Below are 25,343 nucleotides of genomic sequence, written 5' to 3'. Positions count from 1 at the left end.
GCAAGCTCCGGGACCGCTGGCGAGCGTGATCTCGTTGCCCGGGCATAGCCAGGGCGCGATCTTCCTCTAGCAGGAAAGCGGATCGCAGGCAACACACACATAAAGACGTCTTTATATGTTTATATGCCTACATTTCCTCGCCGAAACGGTCTTTGACCAGTGCGTCGAGCGCCTCCAGCGCTTCTTGCGCCTGGTTGCCGCTTGCGGTGACGGCAATCGAGCTGCCGGTGCTGGCAGCGAGCATCATCAGGCCCATGATCGAGAGCCCGCCGACGGTCATGCCGTCCTTCGTCACATGTATATCGGCATCGTAGGCCTCCACCGTCTGCACGAATTTGGCGGAGGCGCGCGCATGGAGACCGCGCTTGTTAATGATCTGGAGGTCCCGCGACAGGGTCATGAAGGAATGCGTCCGTTATTTGCCGCTGAGAACGCGGCTAGCGACGTTGATGTATTTGCGCCCGGCTTCGGATGCCTCGACCAGCGCCTTGTCCATGTCGCTCTCGCCACGCACGCCGGCCAGCTTGATCAGCATGGGCAGGTTGACGCCGGCGATAACCTCGACGGTTCCGCTCTGCATGACGGAGATGGCGAGATTGGACGGCGTGCCGCCGAACATGTCGGTGAGAATGATGACGCCGCTGCCCTCGTTGGCGGCGATGACGGCGGTCAGGATATCCTGACGCCGCTGGTCCATATCGTCTTCGGGCCCGATACAGACGGTCTCGATGAATTTCTGCGGCCCTACGACGTGTTCGAGCGCATGACGAAACTCTTCAGCCAGCTTGCCGTGCGTGACAAGCACAAGTCCGATCATGTGTCTTTGCTCCAACTGCCTTTTCCCTTCGGCGGACGATAGCCATGCCATGCCGCAATGCAACAATTTCATTCCGCCTTGGGGCGGTCATCTTGGCGAGGAAATGCCGGAGTGCAAGTCAAAAATCCTAAAACACGGATCACATGAGCAAAAACTGTGCAGACTGCGACATTTCAAAGAGCCGAAAAACGGCTGAGTGCATCCAGCGGGTCAAGCCCGGGAAGGAGCGGAAGCCGCAGCAAGGGGAGTGCGACCGGGCCGACGTCCCACGTCTCGGCCTCCGGTGCGACCCGCATGTCGAATGGCGGGGCAACGGGCAGGACGGCGTAGGACAGGATGGCAGCTTTGACCGTGCGAACCGGGATGGGCCCGACGCCGCGCAACTCCGCGAGGCCCGCAATGGTTACCGGGGCGCGGGCGACGAGGCGGCCGCTCCGCAGGCTGACGAGAACCTGATCGTCGGAAACGAGCGCCGCATTCCAGCCGCGGCGGGCGGCAGACGAGAGACAGGCAAGGGCGGCACTGGTCTTGCCCGTGCCGGAGGGGCCGACAAAAAGATAGCCGAGTGTGCCAAGGACGATGGCCGTCGCGTGGATGTTGCGGGGCGCGGCCTCGTCATCGGCTGGGGAACCATGGCCCGTTGCATCTTGCCTCAGGCTCACGCCGCCTCGCCGACGGGCAGCGACAGGATGAAGCGCGCGCCGGTGATCGCGCCCTGCGCATCCGTCATGTTTTCGGCCCGCAGCGTGCCGCCATGCGCTTCGGCGATCTGCCGCGAGATCGAGAGGCCGAGGCCGGAGTTCTGCCCGAAATCCTCGCCATCCGGCCGGTCCGTGTAGAAGCGTTCGAAGATACGGTCGATATCCTCGGCCTGAATGCCCGGGCCGTTGTCCTCGACATAGACGACGCAGCGCGTGCGGTTGCGCGTCAGGCGCACGATGATATGCCCGCCCTCTTCCGGCACGAAGGACCGGGCGTTCTCGATGAGGTTGGTGATGATCTGCCCGATGCGCAGCTCATAGCCGCTGACATCGAAGCGCGCCTTCGGGTTGTCTTTCCGCTCGACGACGAAGTTGAGCAGCACCGTCTTCTTCTTGTTGCGGACCTGGCGCGAGATATCGACGAGATCGCCAAGCAGCTTTTCGAGATCGACCCCGCGCGCATCGCTGCGGGCAAGCTCGGCATCCAGCCGCGAGGCGTCGGAGATATCGCTGATCAGGCGGTCGAGCCGGCGCACGTCGTGCTGGATGACATCCATCAGCCGTTTCTTGGATTCGTCGGTGCGGGCGAGCGGCAGGGTCTCGACAGCACTGCGCAGAGAGGTCAGCGGGTTCTTGAGTTCATGGCTCACATCGGCGGCAAAATTCTCGATGGCCGCGATGCGGTCGTAGAGCGCGCCGGTCATGTCACGCAGCGCCACCGAGAGGTTGCCGATCTCGTCCTGGCGGGAGGAGAAGTCGGGGATCTCCTGCCGCTCCTTGGCGCTGCCGCGGCGCACTCGGATGGCGGCGGCCGACAGGCGGCGCAGCGGATTGGCGATGGTGCTCGACAGGAGCAGCGACAGGATGACGTTGACGAGGGCGGCGACGCCGAACACCCGGATGATCGCCAGCCGCTCGGCATGGACGATCTTGTCGATATCGCCGGCCTGCGTGGAGAGAAGCAGCACGCCGAGCACGGCCCGGAAGCGCTGCACGGGGACGGCGACGGAAACGATGAGTTCGCCCTGTTCCGTCACGCGCACCACCGCGCCGCGCACGCCCGTCAGCGCATTCATGACTTCCGGATAGATCGACCCATTGCCGCCCGGCGGCTCCTTGTAGAGCGGCAGGTTGCCCGGCTGGAGCATGCGATTGTACCAGGTGTTGAGCTTGGCGGTCAGCGTCTGGTTTTCGGGCTCGATGGGCGGCAGGTCGAAGCGCAGCACCTGGCCGCCGGTATAGAGGTGGCGGCTGTCGAGCAGCAGGTCGGCATCCGCATCGAAAAGACGGGCACGGGTGCGGGTGGGCGAAATCAGCCGCCGCAGCACAGGTGCCACGCGCTCCTGCGTGATCGGGAATTCGAGGTCTTCGTCGCGCGGCAGCGGTGTGATGCTCTGCCCGGCCTGCAGCTCGAGCAGCTTTTCCGGGTCGATGGTGATGGAGTTCGTATCGACCGAGGCCGAGGCGGCGATTGCGCCCGCGATGATCTCGCCCTGCGTCAGCAGGCTTTCGACGCGCGCATCGATCAGCCCCTCGCGGAACTGGTTGAGATACATGATGCCGCCGACGAGAACGACGAGCGCCACCAGATTGAAGAACAGGATGCGGCGCGTGAGGCTGGAAAAGACGGCATTGCCGAAGATGCGGCGGATCAGCGTGAAGGGATGCGCCCAGCGTCGGCCGGAGCGATAGGCTCCGTCCGCTTCCTCGATCGCCGCATGCCTCGTGATATCAGCCACGTCGGACGCTCAGCCTCTCCCGCTCGTCTTGATGTTCAAGGCCTCAGGCCGATTCGCGGAACCGGTAACCGACGCCATACAGGGTTTCGATCATATCGAAGTCGTTGTCGACCATCTTGAACTTCTTGCGCAGCCGCTTGATGTGGCTGTCGATGGTGCGGTCGTCCACATAGACCTGCTCGTCGTAGGCGGCATCCATCAGGGAGTCGCGGCTTTTCACGACGCCGGGTCGCTGGGCGAGCGAATGCAGGATCAGGAACTCGGTCACCGTCAGCGTCACCGGCTCATTCTTCCAGGTGCAGGTGTGGCGCTCCTGGTCCATCGACAGCTGGCCGCGTTCCAGAGAGCGGGCCTGGATGTCGTCCTTCATCTTCTGCAGTCCGGCGGGACCGGCAGCCGCCGCGGCCTCCCGGTTGGCGGAGCGGCGCAGGATCGCCTTGACGCGCTCGACCAGCAGGCGCTGGGAGAAAGGCTTGGTGATGAAATCGTCGGCGCCCATCTTCAGGCCAAAGAGCTCGTCGATTTCCTCGTCCTTCGAGGTCAGGAAGATGACGGGAATATCCGACTTCTGCCGCAGGCGGCGCAGGAGTTCCATTCCGTCCATGCGCGGCATCTTGATATCGAAGATCGCGAGCTGCGGCGGCCGGGCCAGAAGCCCGTCGAGCGCGGAGGCGCCATCCGTATAGGTCTCGACCTTATAGCCTTCGGCTTCCAGCGCGATCGAAACCGATGTCAGGATGTTCCGGTCGTCATCGACAAGTGCAATGGTCTGCATCGTATTCCGCTCCATCATATCTTCGCGCCTTCTCTCCTCGGTCTCATCTCCAGCAGGAAACGGGACATCATCGACAGAGGCCGGCCCGGACAGACAGACCTCCCGATACGGAGATCTGCCAGGGCCGGCGCGCGTTCATGAGTATAAAGGTGGAACAAATTGTGGCGAAGCGAAAACGTCACCGGGAAGCACAATCGTGGATGAATGGCCTGGCAGCGGCCTCCTCCAAGATTTTCAATTGCGAATTTAAACCGATTGAACATTGAACAATTTCCTTTAAATCGATTAATATATTGAATTTATTGTCTTTTTCCTGGTGCTATCTTGCGTTTTCTGTAACTCCGGCTAATGTTGGGCAATCGATACAACGCAGGGGAGCAGCGCTCATGGAAGAATTTGGCATTCGCAATCCGGATCTCGGAATCGCTGCACTCGGTTTTGAAGACCTTGTCGCTGTCCGTTACAACCTGACACCGGCAGAGCTTTACGAGGAATCGTTGCGGCTCGGCGAAGCACAGGTCACGGCGGACGGCGCGCTTCGTGCGCTCACCGGCCAGCACACGGGCCGCTCCGCCAAGGACAAATTCGTCGTTCGCGATGCGACGACGACCGACCAGATCTGGTGGGACAACAACAAGGAAATGTCGCCCGCGCATTTCGAAACGCTGTGCAACGACATGCTCGACCATGCCCGTGGCCGTTCGCTCTATGTGCAGGACCTGATCGGCGGCGCCGATAGCGACAACGCCCTGCCGACCCGCGTCATCACCGAGTTCGCCTGGCACTCCCTCTTCATCCGCAACCTCCTGATCCGCCCGGATCGCGAGAGCCTGACGACGTTCGCGCCGAAGCTGACGATCATCGACCTGCCGCATTTCCGCGCCGACCCGGCCCGTCACGGCTGCCGGACGGAAACCGTCATCGCCTGCGATCTCGTCAACGGCCTCGTTCTGATCGGCGGCACGTCCTATGCCGGCGAAATGAAGAAGTCGGTGTTCACGGCGCTCAACTACCTTCTGCCGGAAAAGGGCGTCATGCCGATGCACTGCTCGGCGAACGTCGGTCCGGCCGGCGATTCCGCCGTGTTCTTCGGCCTTTCCGGCACCGGCAAGACCACGCTGTCGGCCGATCCGAAGCGCACGCTGATCGGCGACGACGAGCATGGCTGGGGCAAGGACGGCATCTTCAACTTCGAAGGCGGCTGCTATGCCAAGACGATCCGTCTTTCGGCCGAAGCCGAGCCGGAAATCTTCGCGACCACGAAGCGTTTCGGCACCGTCCTCGAAAACGTCATCCTCGATGAAAACCGGGTTCCCAACTTCGACGACGGCTCGCTGACCGAGAACACCCGCTGCGCCTACCCGCTGGACTTCATTCCCAATGCCAGCGCCACGGGCACGGCCGGTCATCCCAAAACGATCATCATGCTGACGGCAGATGCCTTCGGCGTGATGCCGCCGATCGCCAAGCTGACCGCCGACCAAGCCATGTATCACTTCCTGTCCGGCTACACCGCCAAGGTCGCCGGCACGGAAAAGGGCGTGACCGAACCGGAAGCCACCTTTTCGACCTGCTTCGGCGCGCCTTTCATGCCGCGGCATCCGAGCGAATACGGCAACCTGCTGCGCGAACTGATCGCCGAACACGGCGTCACCTGCTGGCTCGTCAACACCGGCTGGACCGGTGGTGCCTACGGTACGGGCCGCCGCATGCCCATCAAGGCGACCCGCGCTCTGCTCGCCGCAGCGCTCGACGGCTCGCTGGCCGAGACCGAATTCCGCGCCGATGCCAATTTCGGCTTCGCGGTGCCGGTCGAAGTCGCCGGTATCGAGGGCGGTATTCTCGATCCGCGCTCGACCTGGGCGGACGGTGCCGCCTATGACGCGCAGGCCAGCAAGCTTGCCAACATGTTCGTGGCGAACTTCACCAAGTTCGAGAGTCACGTCGATGGCGGCGTCCGCGATGCGGCACCGGGATTGGCCATCGCTGCGGAGTAGGTCTCAGGCAGAAACGCCTGATCGATGATTTCACGTGAAACCCGGCGCTGGTAACAGCGCCGGGTTTTGTCTTTCGGCCTATCTTTTTGTCTTCCCGCAATTTCAGCAAAACCGCTGTGCACTTTTGCTGGAATTGCTCTCTTGGCAAAGCACGCCAAGCTGGAATAAACAGGGAACGAAAGGCAACGGCATGGCAAGCGACCCCCTCTATATCAACGACCGGATCGTCATTGCCGGCTGGGAACTGAGCGAGCAGTTCGTGCTGGCGGGCGGCCCTGGCGGGCAGAACGTCAACAAGGTCGCGACCGCCGTCCAGCTGTTCTTCAATATTGCGGCGTCCCCTTCCCTGCCCGAGCGCATCCGCGACATCGCGATCGGCCTTGCCGGTCGCAGGGTCTCGAAAGAGGGCGTGCTGATGATCGAGGCGAACAGCTTCCGCAGCCAGGATCGCAATCGCGAGGACGCGCGCGAGCGGCTGAAGGCGCTGATCCTCAAAGCCGCCGAACCGCCCCCGCCGCCCCGCCGCAAGACCAAGCCGACCCGCGGCTCGGTGGAGCGCCGCCTGAAGGCGAAGAGCGGACGCGGAGAGGTCAAGAAGATGCGTGGCCGCCCGGATGGCGAATAGATGAATGCGATCGCCGGGCAGGATGCCAATGCAACACTCGAACCGGTAAACGTCGCGGTCGGAATCCGGCAAAGAACCTTGCCATGAACGACTGGCAGCAACGCGAACAGGAGGAGGCCATGCTGGTCCTGCCGAAAGGCTTCCGCCATATTCCCGGCTTTCTCGATCGCGATCGGCAGGAAGCCCTTGTCGAGGAGATCCGAGCCGTCGTTGCCGCGGCCCCGCTCTATCGCCCGGCCATGCCGAAGACCGGCAAGGACCTGTCGGTGCGGATGACGAATTGCGGCACGCTCGGCTGGGTCACGGACAAGGCTCTCGGGTATCGCTATCAACCTCAGCATCCCGTAAGCCAGGAGCCATGGCCCGCCATTCCGCAAAGCCTGCTCGATCTCTGGCAGACGGTTGCCGGTGCATACAAGCCGCCACAGGCTTGCCTCGTCAATTTCTATGCGGAAACCGCGCGGATGGGGCTGCATCAGGACAAGGACGAGCAGGATCTGCAGACACCGGTCGTCTCTGTGTCGCTCGGCGATGCCTGCCTGTTTCGCGTCGGCGGGCGCGAGCGCAACGACCGGACGGTCTCCTTCAAGCTGTCGAGCGGCGACATCGTGGTTCTCGGCGGCGAAAGCCGGCTCGCCTTTCATGGCGTCGACCGGATCTACCCCGCGACATCGACGCTTCTGAAGAATGGCGGCCGTATCAACCTGACGCTTCGGCGCGTCACCCCTTGAGAAGGCTCCGGCGACATGACATCCCACACGGCATCCGTTGTTGAACCCGGCCGCGTTTCGGAAATGATGCGAGGCTTCGATCGCGAATCAAGGCGCCAATCAAGGAAAGGGCGACATGCTCATTGAAAATGCCATGGTGCTGGCCGCAGGGCTCGGCACGCGCCTGCGTCCCATCACCGACACGATGCCGAAGCCGCTGGTGCCGATTGCCGGCAAGCCGATGATCGACCATGTGCTCGATCTTCTGGTGGCTGCGGGCATCAAGACGGTGGCCGTCAACGTGCACCATTTCGCCGATCGCATGGAAGCGCATCTCCATGCCCGCGCGGCACCGGCGATCCGGATATCCGACGAGCGCGCGGCCCTGATGAATTCGGGCGGAGGCCTCGCCAAGGGGCTGGCACATCTCGATCCCGGCCCGGTGCTGGTCATGAATGCGGACCTCTTCTGGATCGGCGAGCCGGAAGGGCGCAGCAATCTGGCCCGGCTTGCGGAGACATTCGATCCCGCCCGCATGGACATGCTGCTGCTTTGCGTCGATCTCGACCGGACGACCGGACATGACGGCAAGAAAGATTTCTCGCTTCAGGCCGACGGGCAACTCGTGCGCTACGCCGAAGGACTGCCGCAGCCCGTCGTCTATGCCGGTGCCATCGCCATGATGAGCACACTGTTCGACGATGCGCCGAAAGACGCCTTCAATCTCAACATCTATTTCGACAAGGCGATCGCGGCCGGACGTCTCTACGGTCTGATGCTCGAAGGCGAATGGATCACCGTGGGTACGCCGGATGCGATCGGCATGGCCGAAGCGCAGTTTGCGCGGCTGGCGGAACGCGCCTGAGGGAAGAAACCATGACGCCCGCACGACAGAACGTCTTCACCATCCCGGCCGGCGTGCCCTTTCTGAAGACGCTCGTCCATGCGATCTGCGACGGCACGATCGTGCCCGACTACCGCTACGATCCGGCTGATCCGCTGTCGCTTGCGGGCGTGACGATCTTCGTGCCGACGCGGCGCGCGGCGCGCGTGCTGCGCTCGGAGTTCGTGGATTGCCTCGGCGCCCGCTCGGCCATTCTGCCGGTCATCCGGGCGCTGGGGGAGACGGACGACGATAGCGGCTTCTTCGATGCGGAAATGCCGGCCGTTCTCGATCTGGCGCCGCCGCTGACCGGCCCGGCCCGGCTGATCGAGCTGTCGCGACTGATCCTTGCCTGGCGCAACACGCTGCCGCGCATCGTTACCGAACTCCATGGCGAGAGCCCGCTGATCGCGCCGGCAAGCCCGGCCGACGCCCTGTGGCTCGCGCGCAACCTCGTGCAGATCATCGACGATATCGAGACGGAAGATCTGGACTGGGAGAGCCTGGGCGCGCTCGATGCCAGCAACTATGCGCAATGGTGGACGCTGACGCTGGAGTTTCTGCAGATCGCCAGCCAGTTCTGGCCGGCCCGGCTGGCCGAACTCAGCCGCTCCTCACCCGCCCGCCACCGCAATGCGATCCTTGAGGCGGAAAGCCACCGGATCGCCGCCGGCGCCATCGACGGCCCGGTCATCATTGCAGGCTCCACCGGTTCCATTCCCGCCACCGCCCGGCTGATCCTCGCGGTGCAAAAGCTGTCGCAAGGCGCGATCGTGCTGCCCGGCCTCGACGAGACGATGACGGAGGCGGACTGGAGCCTCATCGATCCGCCACCTGTGGATGCCGCCCACCGCGACGATTCGGCCAGCCGGAGCCATCCGCAATACGGCTTCGTTCGCCTCCTCCGGCGCATGGGAATCGCACGGACGGAGGTCGTGTCGATCGGTACTGTCGATACGGATCTCGCCGACCGGGCGGAGACGCTGTCGCACGCTTTCCTGCCGGTGGAAGCGACCAGTTCCTGGGACGCTGTCCGACGCTCGCTCGATGCGCGGCGCGTCGAGGCCGCCTTTTGCGATGCGGCGCTGATCGAGGCGGTCAACGAACGCGAGGAAGCGACGGCGATCGCGCTGTCGCTGCGGCTGGCACTGCAGAAGGACGAGGAATGCCAGGCCGCGCTGATTACGCCCGACCGCGATCTCGCCCGCCGGGTGGCCGCCGAACTGCAGCGCTTCGGCATCGAGGCGGACGATTCGGCGGGAACGCCGCTCGCATCCACGCCCCAGGGCACGCTTCTCCGTCTCATGCTTGACGTGACGCTGCGCCCCGGCGATCCCGTCGCCATCACCACGCTGCTGAAGCATCCGCTGGCCCTCTTCGGGGTGTCGCCCGAGCGCTTCCGCCCGGCTGCGACGCTGCTGGAGCTGCTGGCTCTGCGCGGCGGCACGGTGCCGGCCGATATTGCCGACCTCAGGCCGCTGCTCGACGAGGCGGCTGTACGAAGGCGGGCCGATCGCCATGCGCCGGAGTGGCTGGCGAAGGTGACCGATGCGGATATCGAGGATGCCCGCTTCGTGGCTGGTGCCATCGCCACTGCCGTCGAGCCGCTTGTCGCCATGCTGGTGCGGCGGCGAAAGGGTGCCGGCGGGTTCAGCACGTCGCTGACGCTGTCCGACTGGGCCGAGCGGACCGGCCGGGCGCTGGAAGGTGTAGCCATGACGGAGACCGGCGACCTCGGCGCTCTCTGGTCCGGCGAGGCGGGTGCCGCACTTGCCGATCTCCTGCGCGCCGTCATCGAGGTGGATGGGCAGATCGAGGCGGATGGCGGGCAGTGGTGCGAAGCGGTGGAAGCACTGATGGCCGGCTCGGCCGTCAAGCCGCGCGCCATGCGGCATCCGCGCGTCTTCATCTTCGGGGCGCTGGAAGCCCGGTTGCAGAGCGTCGATCTCGTCGTCCTCGGCGGTATGAACGAAGGAACGTGGCCGGGGCAGACTGCCAATGATCCGTTCCTGTCGCGCAGCATGAAGACCGGCATCGGATTGGAGCCGCCGGAACGGCGTATCGGCCAGCTGGCCCACGATCTCCAGATGGCCTGCGGCACGCGGCGGCTGGTGTTCAGCCGGTCGCTGCGCAAGGGCGCGACGCCCACCGTCGCCTCCCGCTGGCTGCAACGGCTGCTCGCCGTCGGTGGCAAGGATCTCGGACAGCGCCTGCGCGAAAATGGTCGCGACCGGCTGCGCTATGCGGCACTTCTCGATGCGCGTCCGGACACGCCGCTTGCCCGGCGCCCGGAGCCGAAGCCGGATTTCGCGCTGCAACCGCGCCGCTACTCCTTCAGCGAGGTCGGGCGCCTGCGCCGCGATCCCTACTCCATCTATGCCCGGCGCATCCTGCGCCTCCAGCCGGTCGATGGATTCAATGCCGACCCGGGTGCGGCCGAGCGCGGCACCATCTACCACGCCATCGTCGAGCGCTTCGCCAAAAGCGAGGTCGATCCGGCGAGCCCAGAAGCGCAGGCCGTCATGCAGCAGCTGATCGATGCGGCCTTTAACGAACAGCGCCTGCCGGTGCATATCGATGTCATCTGGCGGCCCCGGTTTGCGGCCGTCGGTCGAGAATTCATCAATTGGGAGATGTCCCGCAAGGACGGAATCCGGCAATCCTTCCTGGAGCGCTATGCCAAGTTTCAGGTCGACGTCGCCGATATCGAACTGACCGGTATTGCCGACCGGATCGACATCGGCCCCGATGGCGAGGCCGTGATCGTCGATTACAAAACCGGCGCCAACCCTTCCGTGAAGGAAGCCCGCGCACTGCTCGACCCGCAGCTGCCGCTCGAAGCGGCTGCGCTGAAAGCGGGCGCCTTCGACACGGTCGGCAGGCGCCATCCCGCCTCGCTCCTTTATGTCCGGCTGAAGCCGGGAGACCAGTTCAAGGTGGACGAGGTCAACAATGAGGGGCGTGCGAGGGGCGATGTGGAGCCGAAGACGGCGGACATGCTGGCGGACGAATCGCTCGCCCAGTTCACAGGCCTGCTGCGCGCGCTGCAATCGGGCCAGCGCGGCTTTGCTTCGCGCGTGATCGTCCAGAAGGAGAAATCCTATGGCGGGGAATACGATCATCTGGCGCGCGTTGCCGAATGGTCGACGGCCGATGGCGAAGAGGAGACGGGGGATGCCTGACGATCTCGCACCAAAGAGCGGCTCGCCGGCCGACTGGCTGAACTGGACGACGGAGCAACAGGCTATCGCCTCGGATCCGAAGCGATCGGCCTGGGTCTCGGCCAATGCCGGGTCGGGCAAAACCCATGTCTTGACCCAGCGCGTCATCCGCCTGCTGCTTTCGGGATGCCGCGCCTCGGCCATTCTCTGCCTGACGTATACCAAGGCGGCGGCCGCCGAAATGTCGAACCGCGTGTTCGAACGGCTGGCTGAATGGGTGACTCTCGATGACGCGACGCTCTCGGCGCGGATCACGGCACTCGAAGGGCAGGCACCGAGCGCTGCCACGATCGCGGAAGCCCGGCGCCTGTTTGCGCGCGCGCTGGAAACGCCGGGCGGGTTGAAGATCCAGACGATCCATGCCTTTTGCGAAGCGCTGCTGCATCAGTTTCCGCTGGAAGCCAACGTCGCCGGGCACTTTTCCGTGCTGGACGACCGAACGGCAACGATCCTGCTCGCCGATGCGCGCCGTCTTCTCTTAACGGCCGCGGCGACCGAGGGCGATCCGGTGCTGACCGGTGCGTTCGAGACCGTGTTGGCGCTGGCCGACGACACCGGGCTCGAAAGCCTGCTGTCGATGATCGTCGCCAACCGTACGGCGCTCCAGGCCTTTCTGACCGAGGCCGAGCAGCAGGGCGGCACCGATCGTGTCCTGCGCGAGGCTCTAGGGCTGGACGGTGATGAGACGGCAGACAGCGTCATCGCGCGGTTCTGGCCGCTTGCCGGCCTCAACGGCCCGGATCTCACGCGCTATATCGACATCGCCCGCACTTCGGGCGGTACCAAGGTGCGGGATTTTGCCGACGGGCTGGCGGTTACGGCAGAACTCAAGACGCCGCTTCAGCGCTATCAGGCCGCTCGGGACCTGTTCTTCTCCCCATCCTCGGGCAAGCCGAAAGCCATGTCGGGCTTCTTTTCCGCGCCGCTGCGCAAGGCGGCACCCGATCTCGAGGACAAGGTTCAGGCCGCCTACGATCAGGTTCTGACGCTTTCCGACCAGCTCGCCCTCGTCCATATGTTCGAGGCGACGCAGGCGGCGATGGTGCTCGCCGAGCGGCTGACGCAGGACTATGAGGACATCAAGAAAAGCCGCAGCCAGCTCGACTTCGACGACCTGATCAACCGGACCGCCCGGCTGCTGACCCGCTCGGATGTCGGTGCCTGGGTGCATTACAAGCTCGACCAGGGCATCGACCATATTCTCGTGGACGAGGCGCAGGATACGAGCCCCGTGCAGTGGTCGATCATCCGCTCGCTGGCCGAGGATTTCTTCACCGGCGACAGCGCCCGCGGCCGCCACCGGACGCTCTTTGCCGTCGGTGACGAAAAGCAGTCGATCTACTCGTTTCAGGGCGCACGACCGGAGCGTTTTTCAGAAGAGGAGCGGGAGGCGAAGCGGCGGATCGACGCCAGCGGGCTCGCCTTCAGCCCCGTGCAGCTTCAGCTCTCCTTCCGCTCGACCGAGGACGTGTTGTCCGCCGTGGACACGGTGTTTCGCCAGCCCGCCCATGCGCGGGGCCTCAGCGCCCGCAACGAACCCGTCGTGCATGCCTCCAACCGCGTCGGCCATCCGGGTCTGGTCGAGATCTGGGACGCGATCGCGCCCGCGCCGAGCCTCGAGGAAGAAGACTGGACCGCGGCTTTCGATGCCACGCCGGAAAACGCGCCGGCCAACATTCTGGCCGAACGCATTGCAGCGACGCTTGCGAGCTGGATCGGCACCGAGACCATCATCGAGAAGACCACACGCCGCGTCATGCGGCCAGGTGACGTGATCGTGCTGGTGCGCAAGCGCGATGCCTTCGTCAATGCGCTGATGCGCGCCCTGAAGACGCGGCACGATATTCCCGTCGCCGGTGCCGACCGGCTGGTGCTGACGGCGCATATCGCCGTGCAGGATCTGATGGCGCTCGGGCGGTTCCTGCTTTTGCCGCAGGACGACCTGTCGCTGGCCGCCGTGCTGAAGAGCCCGCTTTTCGCAGTGACCGAGGACATACTGGCAGACGCCGCAACCTTGCGACCCCTCGGCCAGAGCCTCTGGACCGCGCTGGAAGGATCGTCCGATCCGGCCCTCAAGCCGGTCGTCGCACGGCTGGCGAACTACCGGATGCTCGCGGATACGCTCTCGGTGCATGATCTCTATGCGCGTCTGCTGGGTGCCGATGGCGGCCGGGCTGCGTTCCTGTCGCGGCTCGGCAGCGAGGTCAGCGACATCCTCGACGAGTTCCTCACCTTCTGCCTCGATCATGAGGCCAACGGACTTCCCGGTCTGCAGAGCTTCATCTCCGGTCTCGAACTGGAAGCGCCGACCATCAAGCGCGAGCAGGACAAGGAACGCAACGAGGTTCGCGTCATGACCGTGCATGCGGCAAAGGGCCTGGAAGCGTCGGTCGTATTCCTGGTCGATGGCAGCGGCAAGGCGTTCAACAACCAGCATGTTCCCGCACTCCGCATGGTGCCCTCCCCGAGTGGACGAGGCCCCGATGGGGAGACCATGACCATTCCCGTCTGGCGACCGCCACGGGCAGCCTCCAACAGCCTGATCGACAGCGACACGCAGCGGCTGAAGGCAAGCGCCGAGGAAGAGTATCGCCGGCTGCTCTATGTGGGCATGACGCGGGCGGCGGATCGTTTGATCGTCTGCGGCTATCGGGGCAAGCTCGACAATCCCGAGAGTTGGCACGCCATGGTGCGGGCCGGCCTTGCGGCGGACGTGGAAGGCCGTCTGGTGCCCGTCGAATTTGCCGTGGGCGGCCTGCAATGGAGCGGCGCGCGCTGGCATGCCCTGACGAAGCGGACGGATTTCGACATCAAACCCGTAGAAGCCAAGATCACGGCCGATGATGGCGGAGCCCTGCCGCCGGCGCTGCTCGACCCCCTGCCGCCGCAGCGCCACCTTCCCCGCCCCTTGAGCCCATCCGGGGCCGGCTTTACTGTCGAGGCCGACGCAGCGGATACGATCACGGGATCGCGCCTCTTTCTCGAGGACAAGCGGACCGGACCATCCCTGTTGCGCGGGGCGATCCTGCACCGGCTGCTGCAGGTCCTGCCCGCACGGGCGCAGGAGGTGCGCGAAGCGGATGCCGCGCTCTACCTGTCGCGCGCCGTTCCCACATGGAGCGAGGCGCAGCGAGACGGCATCGTGCACTCCGTTCTTGCGGTCATCGAAGATCCCGCCCTTTCCGAACTGTTCTCCGGCACCAGCCGCGCCGAGGTGTCGATCATGGGCACGCTTCGGCTCGGTGCGCGCGAACACGCGGTGTCCGGCCGGATCGACCGGTTGGCCGTTACAGACGATTGCGTGGTGATTGCCGACTTCAAGACCAACCGCGACGTGCCCGGTGACGCCGGCGCCGTACCGATGGTCTACCGGACACAGCTTGCGATCTATCGGGAGATCCTTCGACCGCTCTATCCGGCCCATCGTTTCCGCTGCATCCTCGTCTTTACCGAGGGTCCATCGGCAATCGAAGTGCCGGAGGCCCTGCTCGACGCCGCGCTTGTGGAGCTCGCCACAAAATGAGATACCGGACATTGAAATTAAGGGTCCGGATCATCACATCCTGATCATGCCCTGCGGGTCCTCCGCACCATAAAAACCAGGAGCGCATCATGGCGACCGTGAAAGTCGATACATCCAATTTTCAGGATGAAGTTCTCAATGCACAGGAGCCGGTTATCGTCGATTTCTGGGCCGAATGGTGCGGCCCGTGCAAGATGATCGCGCCGAGCCTTGAGGAAATCTCCAACGAGATGGCTGGCAAGGTGAAGGTCGCGAAGATCAACATCGACGAGAACCCCGAGATCGCCGCTCAGTACGGCGTCCGGTCGATCCCGACGCTGGCTATCTTCAAGGCCGGCGAAGTTGCCGACATCAAGGTCGGTGCTGCGCCGAAGACCGCACTGACTTCCTGGATCATCAACGCCGCTGCATAAGCGTTTGCGTCGTCAGATATGACAATTGGAAAACCCGGCCTTGCAGCCGGGTTTTTTCATGCCGTTTCTTCCGCTGGCGTCTTTCAGCGCGGCGGCGTGCCATTGTCGGCAAGAACATTGCCGACGAGATAGAGCGAGCCGCCGATAAGGATGCGTGGGGCAATCGGCTGGTTTTCGAACAGGACCGAGAGGATCGCCAGTGCTTCGGTGACCGAGGAGACGGGCTCGACCTCGAAGCCCTGGGCCGCTGCATCTTCCGCCAGTGCCGCCGGATCGATACCGACATCCGAGTCACGGATCGGCACGGTGAAGACCTGCTCGGCGAGGCCGGAGAAGGCCTGGAAATAGCCGGCTGGATCCTTGGTGTTGATCATTCCAATGATGAGGAACAGAGGTCGCGGATCGCGCTCCTCAAGGTTTGCCATCGTCTCGGCGATCACCTTACCGGCACCGGGATTGTGGCCGCCATCCACCCAGATCTCGGCGCGTTTCGGTGCGCGTTCCGCCAGCCGTCCGCTGGTCAGCCGCTGCAGGCGGCCGGGCCACTCGACCGTCGTCAGGCCTTTCTCGATGGCCTCATCGGACGGGTCGAAACCGGCAGCGCGAATCGTGCGGATCGCCGCTGCGGCATTGGCATATTGATGCCGGCCGGGAAGGCGGGGGAGCGGCAGGTCGATCAGTCCGTCATCGTCCTGATAGATCAGGCGGCCGAACTCCTCGTGCGCCATGAAGTCCTGTCCGTAGACGGACACGGGGCAGCGCAGCCGCTCGGCGGTGGTGACCAGCACGTCGCGCGCGGCCTCTTCCTCCTGCTGCCCGATAACGACGGGACAGCCCCGCTTCATGATGCCTGCCTTTTCGGCGGCGATCAGTTCGACGCGGTCGCCGAGATAGGCCTGATGATCGAGCGAGATCGGCATGATCGTCGTTACCGCCGGCGTCTTGATGACGTTCGTCGCGTCGAAACGCCCGCCGAGGCCAACCTCGATGATTGCGACATCGGCCGGATGCTCGGAGAAGAGGACGAAGGTGACGGCCGTCAAAATCTCGAAGACGGTGATGATCTCGCCGCGATTGGCGGCCGCCACACGGCGCACGGCATCTGCGAGAACCGCATCCGTAGCATAGGCACCGCGCCCGCCCTTGATGCCGAGGCGGTAGCGCTCATGCCAGGTAACGAGGTGCGGCGAGGTGTGGACGTGGACGGAGAGACCCGCCGCCTCCAGGATCGCCCTGGAGAAGGCCGAAACCGATCCCTTGCCGTTGGTGCCCGCCACATGAATGACGGGCGGTAGCCGGTCCTGCGGATTGCCGAGCCTGTCGAGAAGGCGCGTTACGCGCTCCAGCGACAGATCGAAGCCTTTGGGGTGAAGGGCAAGGAGCTTGTCGATCTCCTGCGTGGCTTCGCTTGCCGCAACGGTCATCGCTGAACTTAAACGCTGGCCGCAACCGGCACCGCTGCCGGGGGAACCACGATTTCCGGCTCGACGGTCCGCTTGACAGCATCGACCGGCTTCTTGAGCATGATCTTCAGCAGGCGTGCGAGCGTCGAGGGAATGTCATGGCGCTTGATGACCATGTCGATCATGCCGTGATCCATCAGATATTCCGACGTCTGGAATCCCTCTGGGAGCTTTTCGCGGATGGTCTGCTCGATAACGCGCTTGCCGGCAAAGCAGATCTCGGCACCGGGCTCCGCCAGATGCAGGTCGCCGAGCATGGCATAGGACGCCGTGACGCCGCCCGTGGTCGGGTTCGTCAGAACCACGATGTAGGGAAGACCTGCCTCCTTCAGCATCTGCACGGCAACGGTGGTGCGCGGCAGCTGCATAAGCGAGAGGATGCCTTCCTGCATGCGGGCGCCGCCCGAGGCCGGGAAGATGACAAGCGGGCACTTCTCAGCGATGGCGCGCTCGAAGGCCTTGATGATCGCCTCGCCGGCGGCAATGCCGAGCGAGCCGCCCATGAAGGCGAATTCATGCACGACGGCCACGAGCTTCAGGCCTTCGACGGTGCCGACACCGGCAAGGATCGTGTCCTCCATCTCGGTCTTCGCACGGCTGTCGCGCAGGCGATCGGTATATTTCTTGCTATCGCGGAACTTCAGCGGGTCCTGCGCCACCTTCGGCTGCGGCAGCGTCTCGAAGACGCCCTCGTCGAACAGGTCCTTCAGACGCGCCTTCGCCGGCATCTTCATGTGGAAGCCGGAGGCGGGAATGACCCATTTGTTTTCTTCGAGATCGCGGTGGAACACCATCTCGCCCGTTTCCGGGCACTTGATCCAAAGGTTTTCCGGAACCTCGCGGCGGCCGAGCATCGAATTGATCTTCGGGCGAACGTAGTTGGTAATCCAGTTCACATGAAACTCCTGAAATCGTTCAGCCTGTCATTGCCCTGAATGTGGGCGATTATTCGGCTGCGGCAAGACGTGCGGCCCGGACGCCGGCCGAAAGGCCGCGAACGAGAGCTTCGACGCCCGGAACGGTCGCGCCTGTGGCCTGACCGTCTTCGGTCAGGCTGGATGCGACCTGATTGATGATGACGGTGCCAACGACAACGCCGTCGGCGGAGGCGCCGATGGCGCGCGCATGCTCGGCCGTCTTCACGCCGAAGCCGACGCAGACCGGCAGGTTGGTATGCTCCTTGATGCGCGCCACGGCGCCGCCGACCAGTGCCGGCTCCGGTAGGGCCGAGCCCGTGATGCCGTTCATGGAGACGTAATAGACGAAGCCCGATGTGTTTTCGAGAACCTTGGGCAGACGCCGTCCGTCCGTCGTGGGCGTCGCCAGCCGGATGAAGCTGATGCCCTTCTTGAGGGCGGGCAAGCAAAGCTCGTCGTCCATTTCCGGTGGCAGATCGACGACGATCAGGCCGTCGATGCCAGCGACAAGCGCGTTTTCGAGAAACCGGTCCACGCCATAGATGTAGATCGGATTGTAGTAGCCCATCATGACGATCGGCGTGTCCGTATCCGTCTTGCGGAACTGGCGGGCGAGCTCCAGCGTCTTTTCGAGCGTCTGGCCGCCGCGCAGCGCGCGCTGGCCGGCAAGCTGGATCGCTGGGCCATCGGCCATCGGGTCGGAAAAGGGCATGCCGAGTTCGATGATATCGGCGCCGGCAGAGGGGAGCGCCTTCATGATCGACAGGGAAGTGTCGAAATCCGGATCGCCCCCCATGATGTAGGTGACGAGCACCGGACGGTGATCGGCGGCAGCCTTGGCGAAGGTCCTGTCGAAACGTGCGCTCATGTTCTTACAGTCCCATTCCGAGCAGCTTGCCGACGGTGAAGATATCCTTGTCGCCGCGTCCGCAGAGATTCATCACGATGATCTGGTCCTTGTCCATCGTGGGCGCCCGCTTGATGACTTCGGCGAGCGCATGGCTCGGCTCCAGCGCGGGAATGATGCCCTCGAGGCGGGTCAGAAGCTGGAAGGCTTCGAGCGCCTCATGGTCCATGATCGGCACGTATTCGACGCGGCCGGCATCCTTCAGCCAGGAATGCTCAGGCCCGATGCCGGGATAATCGAGGCCGGCGGAGATCGAGTGGCCTTCCTTGATCTGCCCGTCCTTGTCCTGCAGCAGGTAGGTTCGGTTGCCGTGGAGAACGCCCGGCGAGCCCGCCGTCAGCGAAGCGCAGTGCTCCTCGCCGTCGAGACCCTTGCCGCCCGCTTCCACACCGACGATCTTGACGCTGGCATCGTCGAGGAACGGATGGAAGAGACCGATGGCATTGGAGCCGCCGCCGACGGCAGCAATCAGCATGTCCGGCAGGCGGCCTTCCATGGCCAGCATCTGCTCGCGCGTTTCCCGGCCGATGACGGCCTGGAAGTCGCGCACCATTTCCGGATAGGGATGCGGGCCGGCGGCGGTGCCGATCAGATAATAGGTGTCGTCCACATTGGTGACCCAGTCGCGCAGGGCCTCGTTCATGGCATCCTTCAGCGTGCCGTGACCGGCCGTGACGGGGCGCACTTCGGCACCGAGCAGCTTCATGCGGAAGACGTTCGGCGACTGGCGCTCGACGTCGGTCGCGCCCATGTAGACGACGCAGGGCAGGCCGAAGCGGGCCGCTACGGTTGCCGTCGCCACGCCATGCTGGCCGGCCCCGGTTTCCGCGATGATGCGGGTCTTGCCCATGCGCTTGGCAAGCAGGATCTGTCCGAGGCAGTTGTTGATCTTGTGCGAGCCGGTGTGGTTCAGCTCATCGCGCTTGAAGTAGATCTTCGCGCCGCCCAGCTCCTCCGTCAGCCGCTCGGCGAAATAGAGCGGGCTCGGACGGCCGGTATAATGGGTGTTGAGATGTTCCAGCTCGGCCTTGAAAGCGGGGTCGGTCTTTGCCTTCTCCCATTCGGCTTCAAGCTCGAGGATCAGCGGCATCAGCGTTTCCGCGACGAAGCGGCCGCCGAAAATGCCGAAACGACCATCCTCGTCGGGGCCGGAACGGAAGGAATTGGGGAGGGGGGTCTGATTCACGTCGTGCTCCTTGACCGGAAAGGCTCTGCGCAAGCCTGTGCAACGGCATCGAAAAACTCTTCCATCCGCCCGAGATCCTTGACGCCGGGCGCGCTTTCCACTCCAGAGGAGATGTCGATTGCGCGCGCGCCGGTCATCTGCAGGGCCTCGCGGATATTTCCGGCGTTCAAGCCGCCGGAAAGCATGTAATCCACCTCGGCGTCAAGCGCGTCGAGGAGTGTCCAGTCGAACGACACACCATTGCCGCCCGGCAGGTCGGAACCCTTGGGCGCCTTGGCGTCGAACAGGAACTTGTCGGCAATGCCGATATAGGCCTCCACGGCGCGCAGATCATCAGCCTCGCGCACCGAAAATGCCTTCATGACCGGCCGGCCGTAGATGGCGCGGATATCCAGCGCGCGGCTCGCCGTCTCGTGGCCGTGAAGCTGCAGGATGTCGGGGTCGAGCGACGAGACGATTTCGTCCAGCGTGTCGTTATCCGCATCCACCGTCACGGCGACGATCTTCGCCCGGCCGCGGATTCGGTCGGCAAGCCGTGCGGCATCGTCCGGCTCGATATTGCGCGGGCTCTTCTCGAAAAATATGAAGCCGACATGGTTCGCGCCCAAGGCAACCGCCTTGTCGACGGCTTCGGCGGTCTTCAATCCGCAGATCTTGACATCGATGGTCATAAGGCACCGCATTTGCATGAATCGGCCTGGGAGTCGAGCCAAAACAAGGGCCCGCGCCGTTGTCGAAGGATGCGATCAGGTGAAGTCGATGGCGTGGAGCAGCGTACCGTTGCGCTTCAGCCAGTGACGGGCGTCGGCCGTGCGCGGGCAGAGGCGCTCGCAGAGTGCCCAGAAGTTCGGGCCGTGGTTCATTTCCTTGAGGTGAGCGACCTCATGGGCGGCGAGATAATCGATGACGTAAGGCGGCGCCATAACGATACGCCAGGAGAAATTCAGCGCTCCATCCACAGCGCAGGACCCCCAGCGGCTCCGCGTATCGCGCAACGTCAGCGACTTGATCCGCCGTCCGACATGCAGCGCATGGGCAGGTGCCAAGTGCTCCAGATCCTTGCGGGCTTCCTTCTTCAGGAAATCGGCGATGCGCCGGCCGAGATGTTCCGGCGCGCCGCTGACCCGCAGCACCGCCTCGTCATCGACCACGACGCTTTCCGTCACACCCCGGAGCCGGCCAGTGCGCTCGATGCGGTGCGCCACGCCGCGCACGAAGATCATGCCGCCCTCCTCCAGCACGCTTTCGCCGGAGAAGCGTGCCAGCCGGCTGGCCAGCCACGCCTGATGACGGTCGAGAAACTGCGTGATTTCGCGTTCGGGCAGGCCGGTGGGAATGGTCATCTTGAGGGCGCGGCCGCCGGGCTCGATCCGCAGCGTCATCCGTGTCGCCCGCGGGTTCTGCCGGATCGTCAGGGGAAGCGACCGCCCGTCGACGGTCAGCGTCTTCACGACGGTCTTCGTCACCGGCCGGACAGGTGCGACCGGCTTCTTCCGGCGGACAGGCTTGAGCAGCAAAGGAAACATGGGTTCCTGATAGATGATTCGCGGGCCTTATGCCGCAAGTTGGAGATGAAAAAGCCGGCCTTCCCCGCAAAGGAAAGGCCGGCCTGTTCTTCGTCAAAGCGCGCCTGAGGTCACAGGGCGCGTCGAGGATCAGTTACCGGTGTAGCCGGTGACCGGGCCGTTCGACGGGTTGTTACGTTCGCGCATGAAGCGGTCGAAATCATCCTGATCCTTGGCGCGGCGCAGCTCGCGGACATAGGCGTCGAAATCTTCGCGCATATCGTCCAGACGGCGGCGCTCTTCATCGAGACGCGCCAGTTCGGCTTCGCGCCAGTCGTCGAAAGCGACGTTGCCGGTATTGCCGGCGCGGAACGTGCCGCGCGAAAAACCCGTTTTGCCAAAGCCGCCGAAGCCGCCCCTGAACGTAGAAAAGACAGTATCGACGGAGGCGTTCGCGTCGCGCTTGAAGGATTTCAGGCGTTCGCCGAAGAGGATGTAAGCAAGCATGGCCAGACCGAGCGGCCAGAAGACGACGAAGCCGAGAACCATCAACGCAATGGTCGCGGGCGTCCAGTCAGGACGGATCAAGGCATTCTGATTCATGGGGATTGGTCCTCATCTATAGAGGGGTTCGATCGTCGAACCCGCTCTCTTCGATGTGGGAACAGGTCCATTCCATCACAAGACGATGCGACCAAAAATCGGGCAAAGGCTTGCCCGATCTCACCATTTTTTGATGTTTCCGTTCGTTTTTCCGCTCTCAAGCGGTTTTTCCACCCTTGATGACCTTGACGGCTGCAGCCTTGTGGCCGTGCTCGCGCTGGAAGACGGTGATGCGCGGTGCGATTTCCCGACGAAAGCGCGAACCGTTGAAAACGCCGTAATGTCCGACATCCGGCTGCACGTAATGCATCCGCATATGGTCCGGAATATTGGAACAGATGGTCTGTGCCGCCGCCGTCTGCCCCGCGCCTGAGATGTCGTCGTTTTCGCCTTCCACCGTTAGCAGAGCGACCTTGCGGATCGCGTGCGTATCCACCCGCTCGCCGCGATGCATCATCTCGCCCTTCGGCAAAGCGTGCTGCATGAACACGACATCGACGGTCTGCAGGTAGAATTCGGCGGTCAGGTCCATCACGGCGAGATATTCGTCGTAGAATTCCCGATGCTTCTCCGCCGCATCGCCGTCATGCTTGACGAGATGGTCGAAGAATTCCTTCTGGGCATTGATATGCCTGTCGAGGTTCATCGACATGAAGCCGGAGAGCTGGAGGAAGCCGGGATAGACCGGCCGCATGAAGCCCGGCTGCGGAAAGGGAACAGGCATCACGACATTGTCGCGGAACCATTCGATTGGCTTGTCCTTGGCCAGCTTGTTGACGGCGGTCGGGTTGATCCGCGTATCGATCGGCCCGCCCATCAGCGTCATCGAGGCAGGCGAGAGCGCATCGCCCCGGGCTTCCATGATGGCGGCGGCGGCGAGAACGGGAACCGCCGGCTGGCAGACTGCGACGACATGCGTATCGGGCCCGAGGAAATGCAGGATCTCGATGATGTATTCGATATAGTCGTCGAGATCGAACGTCCCCTCCGTCAGGGGTACCATGCGCGCGTCGATCCAGTCCGTGATGTAGATGTCGGACGTCGGCAGCAGCGCTTCGACGGTGCCGCGTAGAAGGGTCGCGTAATGACCGGACATCGGGGCGACGATCAGGACGCGCGGATCGGACCGGGCCGGCTTTTCGAGAACGCGCTCGAAATGAATGAGATTGCAGAAGGGCTGCCGCCAGACGATCTTCTCGTCGATCGAAATCGGCTGGCCGTCGATGATCGTCTCATGCAGGCCGAATTCCGGCTTGCCATAGCGGCGGGTCGAGCGTTCGAAGACTTCGAGACCGGCTGCTGCGGTGCGGCCGAGATAGGTTTGCGACAGCGGATTGAGCGGATTGCTATAGGCCAGACGCATGGCGTCGGCTGCGGCACGCCAGGGGGCCATAATCGCATGATTCAGCTCATAGAACTGGTAAAACATTGGATACAAACTCCTTTTTACCATGAGCGGAGACAGTTCTGGCGTAAAGTCTCCGTTTCATATTCCTCTAATATGATAGGCTACGCTTTATTGTGCAGTGCGGCAAGTGCGTTAGAGTATCACGGTTGGCCGGTGCGAAACTGTCGCAAGACCTTCCTCTGCCATCATCTTGAAATCCTCCCTCATTCCTCGACGAAGTGTGCGCCCGAAGGCATTGACAAGTCGATAAGCCCTATCAATACCCGGACGATCCTGTGGTATGGGACGTTTCATCGCCTTGATATTGCAAACGCAGCCGGGTCGTTGCTTCCACGAGCGTCGTCACATCCGTGCCGATCGCCATGAAGTCCGCGCCGAGTTCACGATAGAGCCGCGCCTGATCGAGGTTCAGCGTCATGATGCCGGACGCCTTGCCGGCCTTGGCGATCCGCGCGAAGGCATCGCGAATGGCTGCCGTGACATCGGCATGGCCCGGCTGCCCGAGAAGGCCCATGTCGGCCGCGAGATCGGACGGGCCGATGAACAATCCATCCACGCCGTCGATCGCGGCGATCCGGTCGAGAGCCGCCAGACCCGCCCGGCTCTCGATCTGCACGATCAGGCAGATCTCGCGATCCGCCGTTTCCAGATAGTCACCGATGCGGCTGAAGCTGGAGGCCCGACCGAGCGCCGCACCAACGCCTCGGTCACCGCGCGGCGGATAGCGCACAGCCCGCACCAGCCGCTCGGCTTCCTCGACGGTTTCCACCATCGGAATCATGACGGTCTGGGCGCCGGCATCGAGGATCTGCTTGATCATCCATGTCTCGCCCACCGGCAGGCGGACGACCGCATGGCTCTGCGAGCCTTTCAGCGCCTGTACCTGCGCTGCGAGCGAGGGAATGTCGTTCGGGGCGTGCTCGCCATCGATGAGCAGCCAGTCATAGCCGCTGCCGGAGAGAATCTCGGCGGCATAGGGACTGGCCAGTGCCACCCAGAAACCGAGCTGGAAGCGTCGCTCGTTCAGCGCGGCCTTGAATGGGTTGATCGGTGCCGGCACGTCGCTCTCCTTCTCGCGCTCACCCTTTCTCAGATAGGGCATCAGGCAATCGTCTCCATGGTGAAGACACTCTATTCGCCGAAAGCATCTTGTCGGGAATGGCACGGACTTACTAGATGGTGCAGTGCGCTCTCCGTCGCGCCCATGCTTTTCCCATCGGCAACCGCTGGCACAGCGGCCGATCCACTCGAAGGACCAGAACCATGACCACGTCGAGCAATTTCCGACAGGCAGACCATCCGATCGAAGCTAGCTTTCTCGACCGCTGGTCGCCCCGTGCCTTCAAGGACGAGACGATGGGCGAAGCGGAGCTTCTGACGATTCTCGAAGCCGGCCGCTGGGCGCCATCCGCCTTCAACTCGCAGCCCTGGCGCTTCTCCTACGCGCTGCGCGGCACGCCGGAATGGGACACGCTTCTCCCGATCCTCAACGATTTCAACCAGAGCTGGGCGAAGTCCGCCTCCGCGCTGGTGATCATCATTTCCAAAACGCACTTTACGGCACCGGGCTCCACCGAATCCAAGCCGTCCTACAGCCATAGCTTCGATGCGGGCTCGGCCTGGGGCGCCATCGCCCATCAGGCGATGCTGCTGGGCTACCAGGCGCATGGCATGACCGGCATCCACTTCGACAAGGCTGCCGAGATCCTCGACATTCCCGAAGGCTACCGCGTCGAAGCCGGCGTTGCGATCGGCCGGGTCGGCGACAAGTCGGTCCTGCCGGAAGGCCTGCAGGCGCGGGAGACCCCGAGCCCCCGCCGTCCGCTTTCCGAACTCGCCTTCAACGGCAGCTTCAAGGCCGATTGATCGGCGTCGATCTCAAAGCATGAGATCGACATGAAAAAGCCCTCGCAGCCGGTTGGTTGCGAGGGCTTTTCAGTTTGAAACTCT

The 25,343-nt window shown here is 63.6% G+C and carries 21 protein-coding genes and 1 pseudogene; 8 read left to right on the top strand and 14 right to left on the bottom strand.

The features are described from left to right. Positions 1 to 127: 127 nt before the first annotated feature. The 5 genes from G8E10_RS11125 to G8E10_RS11105 all read right to left on the bottom strand — a co-directional run bounded on the left by G8E10_RS11125 (position 128) and on the right by G8E10_RS11105 (position 4,032). Positions 128 to 400, bottom strand: coding sequence for an HPr family phosphocarrier protein (locus G8E10_RS11125; RefSeq protein WP_110801165.1), 273 nt, complete (start codon positions 398 to 400; stop codon positions 128 to 130). A 15-nt stretch (positions 401 to 415) separates the two neighbouring features. Continuing rightward, a complete protein-coding gene (locus G8E10_RS11120; protein ID WP_092931151.1) occupies positions 416 to 817 on the bottom strand; it encodes a PTS sugar transporter subunit IIA in 402 nt (133 codons plus the stop codon). A 173-nt stretch (positions 818 to 990) separates the two neighbouring features. After that, positions 991 to 1,479, bottom strand: a complete 489-nt coding sequence (locus tag G8E10_RS11115; protein WP_425530831.1) for an HPr kinase/phosphorylase — start codon at positions 1,477 to 1,479, stop codon at positions 991 to 993. Next, entirely contained in the window at positions 1,476 to 3,230 is a 1,755-nt protein-coding gene (locus tag G8E10_RS11110; RefSeq protein WP_245417180.1) for a stimulus-sensing domain-containing protein, read from the bottom strand. The genes G8E10_RS11115 and G8E10_RS11110 overlap by 4 nt, the downstream gene beginning before the upstream one ends. 70 nt (positions 3,231 to 3,300) lie before the next feature. Continuing rightward, on the bottom strand, positions 3,301 to 4,032 hold the full coding sequence (locus tag G8E10_RS11105) for a response regulator transcription factor (protein ID WP_092935839.1): 732 nt from the start codon (positions 4,030 to 4,032) through the stop codon (positions 3,301 to 3,303). Between the two features lie 386 nt (positions 4,033 to 4,418). On the opposite strand from G8E10_RS11105, the gene G8E10_RS11100 reads away from it, so the two are divergent. From G8E10_RS11100 to trxA, 7 genes and pseudogenes are all read left to right on the top strand, one after another. Then, positions 4,419 to 6,029, top strand: coding sequence for a phosphoenolpyruvate carboxykinase (locus G8E10_RS11100; RefSeq protein WP_110801164.1), 1,611 nt, complete (start codon positions 4,419 to 4,421; stop codon positions 6,027 to 6,029). Between the two features lie 190 nt (positions 6,030 to 6,219). Then, positions 6,220 to 6,654, top strand: a complete 435-nt coding sequence (arfB, locus tag G8E10_RS11095; RefSeq protein ID WP_110801163.1) for an alternative ribosome rescue aminoacyl-tRNA hydrolase ArfB — start codon at positions 6,220 to 6,222, stop codon at positions 6,652 to 6,654. A 119-nt stretch (positions 6,655 to 6,773) separates the two neighbouring features. After that, entirely contained in the window at positions 6,774 to 7,385 is a 612-nt protein-coding gene (locus G8E10_RS11090) for an alpha-ketoglutarate-dependent dioxygenase AlkB family protein (protein ID WP_167128880.1), read from the top strand. Between the two features lie 115 nt (positions 7,386 to 7,500). Then, complete coding sequence (locus G8E10_RS11085; protein ID WP_167128774.1) at positions 7,501 to 8,229, top strand: nucleotidyltransferase family protein; 729 nt, start codon at positions 7,501 to 7,503, stop codon at positions 8,227 to 8,229. Between the two features lie 11 nt (positions 8,230 to 8,240). Then, positions 8,241 to 11,429: a double-strand break repair protein AddB gene (addB, locus tag G8E10_RS11080; protein ID WP_167128771.1), complete on the top strand. Its 3,189-nt coding sequence runs from the start codon at positions 8,241 to 8,243 to the stop codon at positions 11,427 to 11,429. Then, positions 11,422 to 14,991 (top strand): double-strand break repair helicase AddA, encoded by a 3,570-nt coding sequence (gene addA, locus G8E10_RS11075; RefSeq protein ID WP_167128768.1) that lies wholly within the window; start codon positions 11,422 to 11,424, stop codon positions 14,989 to 14,991. The genes addB and addA overlap by 8 nt, the downstream gene beginning before the upstream one ends. Before the next feature lie 83 nt (positions 14,992 to 15,074). Next, positions 15,075 to 15,404 (top strand): annotated as a pseudogene (trxA, locus tag G8E10_RS11070) (thioredoxin); the annotation flags it as partial. Positions 15,405 to 15,487: 83 nt separating this feature from the next. Here the strand turns inward: trxA and G8E10_RS11065 are convergent. The 9 genes from G8E10_RS11065 to G8E10_RS11025 form a co-directional block, all read right to left on the bottom strand. Continuing rightward, positions 15,488 to 16,828: a bifunctional folylpolyglutamate synthase/dihydrofolate synthase gene (locus G8E10_RS11065; protein WP_167128765.1), complete on the bottom strand. Its 1,341-nt coding sequence runs from the start codon at positions 16,826 to 16,828 to the stop codon at positions 15,488 to 15,490. An 8-nt stretch (positions 16,829 to 16,836) separates the two neighbouring features. Continuing rightward, the gene (gene accD / locus G8E10_RS11060) at positions 16,837 to 17,763 is read right to left on the bottom strand and encodes an acetyl-CoA carboxylase, carboxyltransferase subunit beta (RefSeq protein WP_167128762.1); all 927 of its coding nucleotides are present in this window, start codon (positions 17,761 to 17,763) and stop codon (positions 16,837 to 16,839) included. 49 nt (positions 17,764 to 17,812) lie between these two features. Continuing rightward, complete coding sequence (gene trpA, locus G8E10_RS11055; RefSeq protein WP_132664889.1) at positions 17,813 to 18,652, bottom strand: tryptophan synthase subunit alpha; 840 nt, start codon at positions 18,650 to 18,652, stop codon at positions 17,813 to 17,815. A gap of 4 nt (positions 18,653 to 18,656) precedes the next feature. Then, complete coding sequence (trpB, locus tag G8E10_RS11050) at positions 18,657 to 19,877, bottom strand: tryptophan synthase subunit beta (protein ID WP_110730334.1); 1,221 nt, start codon at positions 19,875 to 19,877, stop codon at positions 18,657 to 18,659. After that, the gene (locus tag G8E10_RS11045) at positions 19,874 to 20,548 is read right to left on the bottom strand and encodes a phosphoribosylanthranilate isomerase (protein WP_132712457.1); all 675 of its coding nucleotides are present in this window, start codon (positions 20,546 to 20,548) and stop codon (positions 19,874 to 19,876) included. The genes trpB and G8E10_RS11045 overlap by 4 nt, the downstream gene beginning before the upstream one ends. Positions 20,549 to 20,623: 75 nt before the next feature. Next, positions 20,624 to 21,403 carry a M48 family metallopeptidase gene (locus G8E10_RS11040; RefSeq protein WP_167128760.1) on the bottom strand — a complete coding sequence of 260 codons (780 nt, stop codon included), beginning with the start codon at positions 21,401 to 21,403 and terminating at the stop codon, positions 20,624 to 20,626. A gap of 129 nt (positions 21,404 to 21,532) precedes the next feature. Further along, a complete protein-coding gene (locus tag G8E10_RS11035; RefSeq protein ID WP_110801154.1) occupies positions 21,533 to 21,985 on the bottom strand; it encodes a DUF2852 domain-containing protein in 453 nt (150 codons plus the stop codon). Positions 21,986 to 22,142: 157 nt separating this feature from the next. Continuing rightward, positions 22,143 to 23,414 carry a polyhydroxyalkanoate depolymerase gene (gene phaZ, locus G8E10_RS11030; protein ID WP_167128756.1) on the bottom strand — a complete coding sequence of 424 codons (1,272 nt, stop codon included), beginning with the start codon at positions 23,412 to 23,414 and terminating at the stop codon, positions 22,143 to 22,145. A gap of 235 nt (positions 23,415 to 23,649) precedes the next feature. Continuing rightward, entirely contained in the window at positions 23,650 to 24,453 is an 804-nt protein-coding gene (locus tag G8E10_RS11025; RefSeq protein WP_167128877.1) for an aldolase/citrate lyase family protein, read from the bottom strand. Positions 24,454 to 24,656: 203 nt separating this feature from the next. Here G8E10_RS11025 and G8E10_RS11020 point away from each other — a divergent pair, with 203 nt between their 5' ends. Further along, on the top strand, positions 24,657 to 25,259 hold the full coding sequence (locus G8E10_RS11020; RefSeq protein ID WP_167128753.1) for a nitroreductase family protein: 603 nt from the start codon (positions 24,657 to 24,659) through the stop codon (positions 25,257 to 25,259). The last annotated feature ends 84 nt before the right edge of the window (positions 25,260 to 25,343 follow it).

Origin of the sequence: Ferranicluibacter rubi (genome assembly GCF_011603255.1) — a bacterium.
Classification (GTDB): Bacteria; Pseudomonadota; Alphaproteobacteria; order Rhizobiales; family Rhizobiaceae; genus Ferranicluibacter; species Ferranicluibacter rubi.
This window is presented reverse-complemented; position numbering and strand designations above follow the sequence as displayed.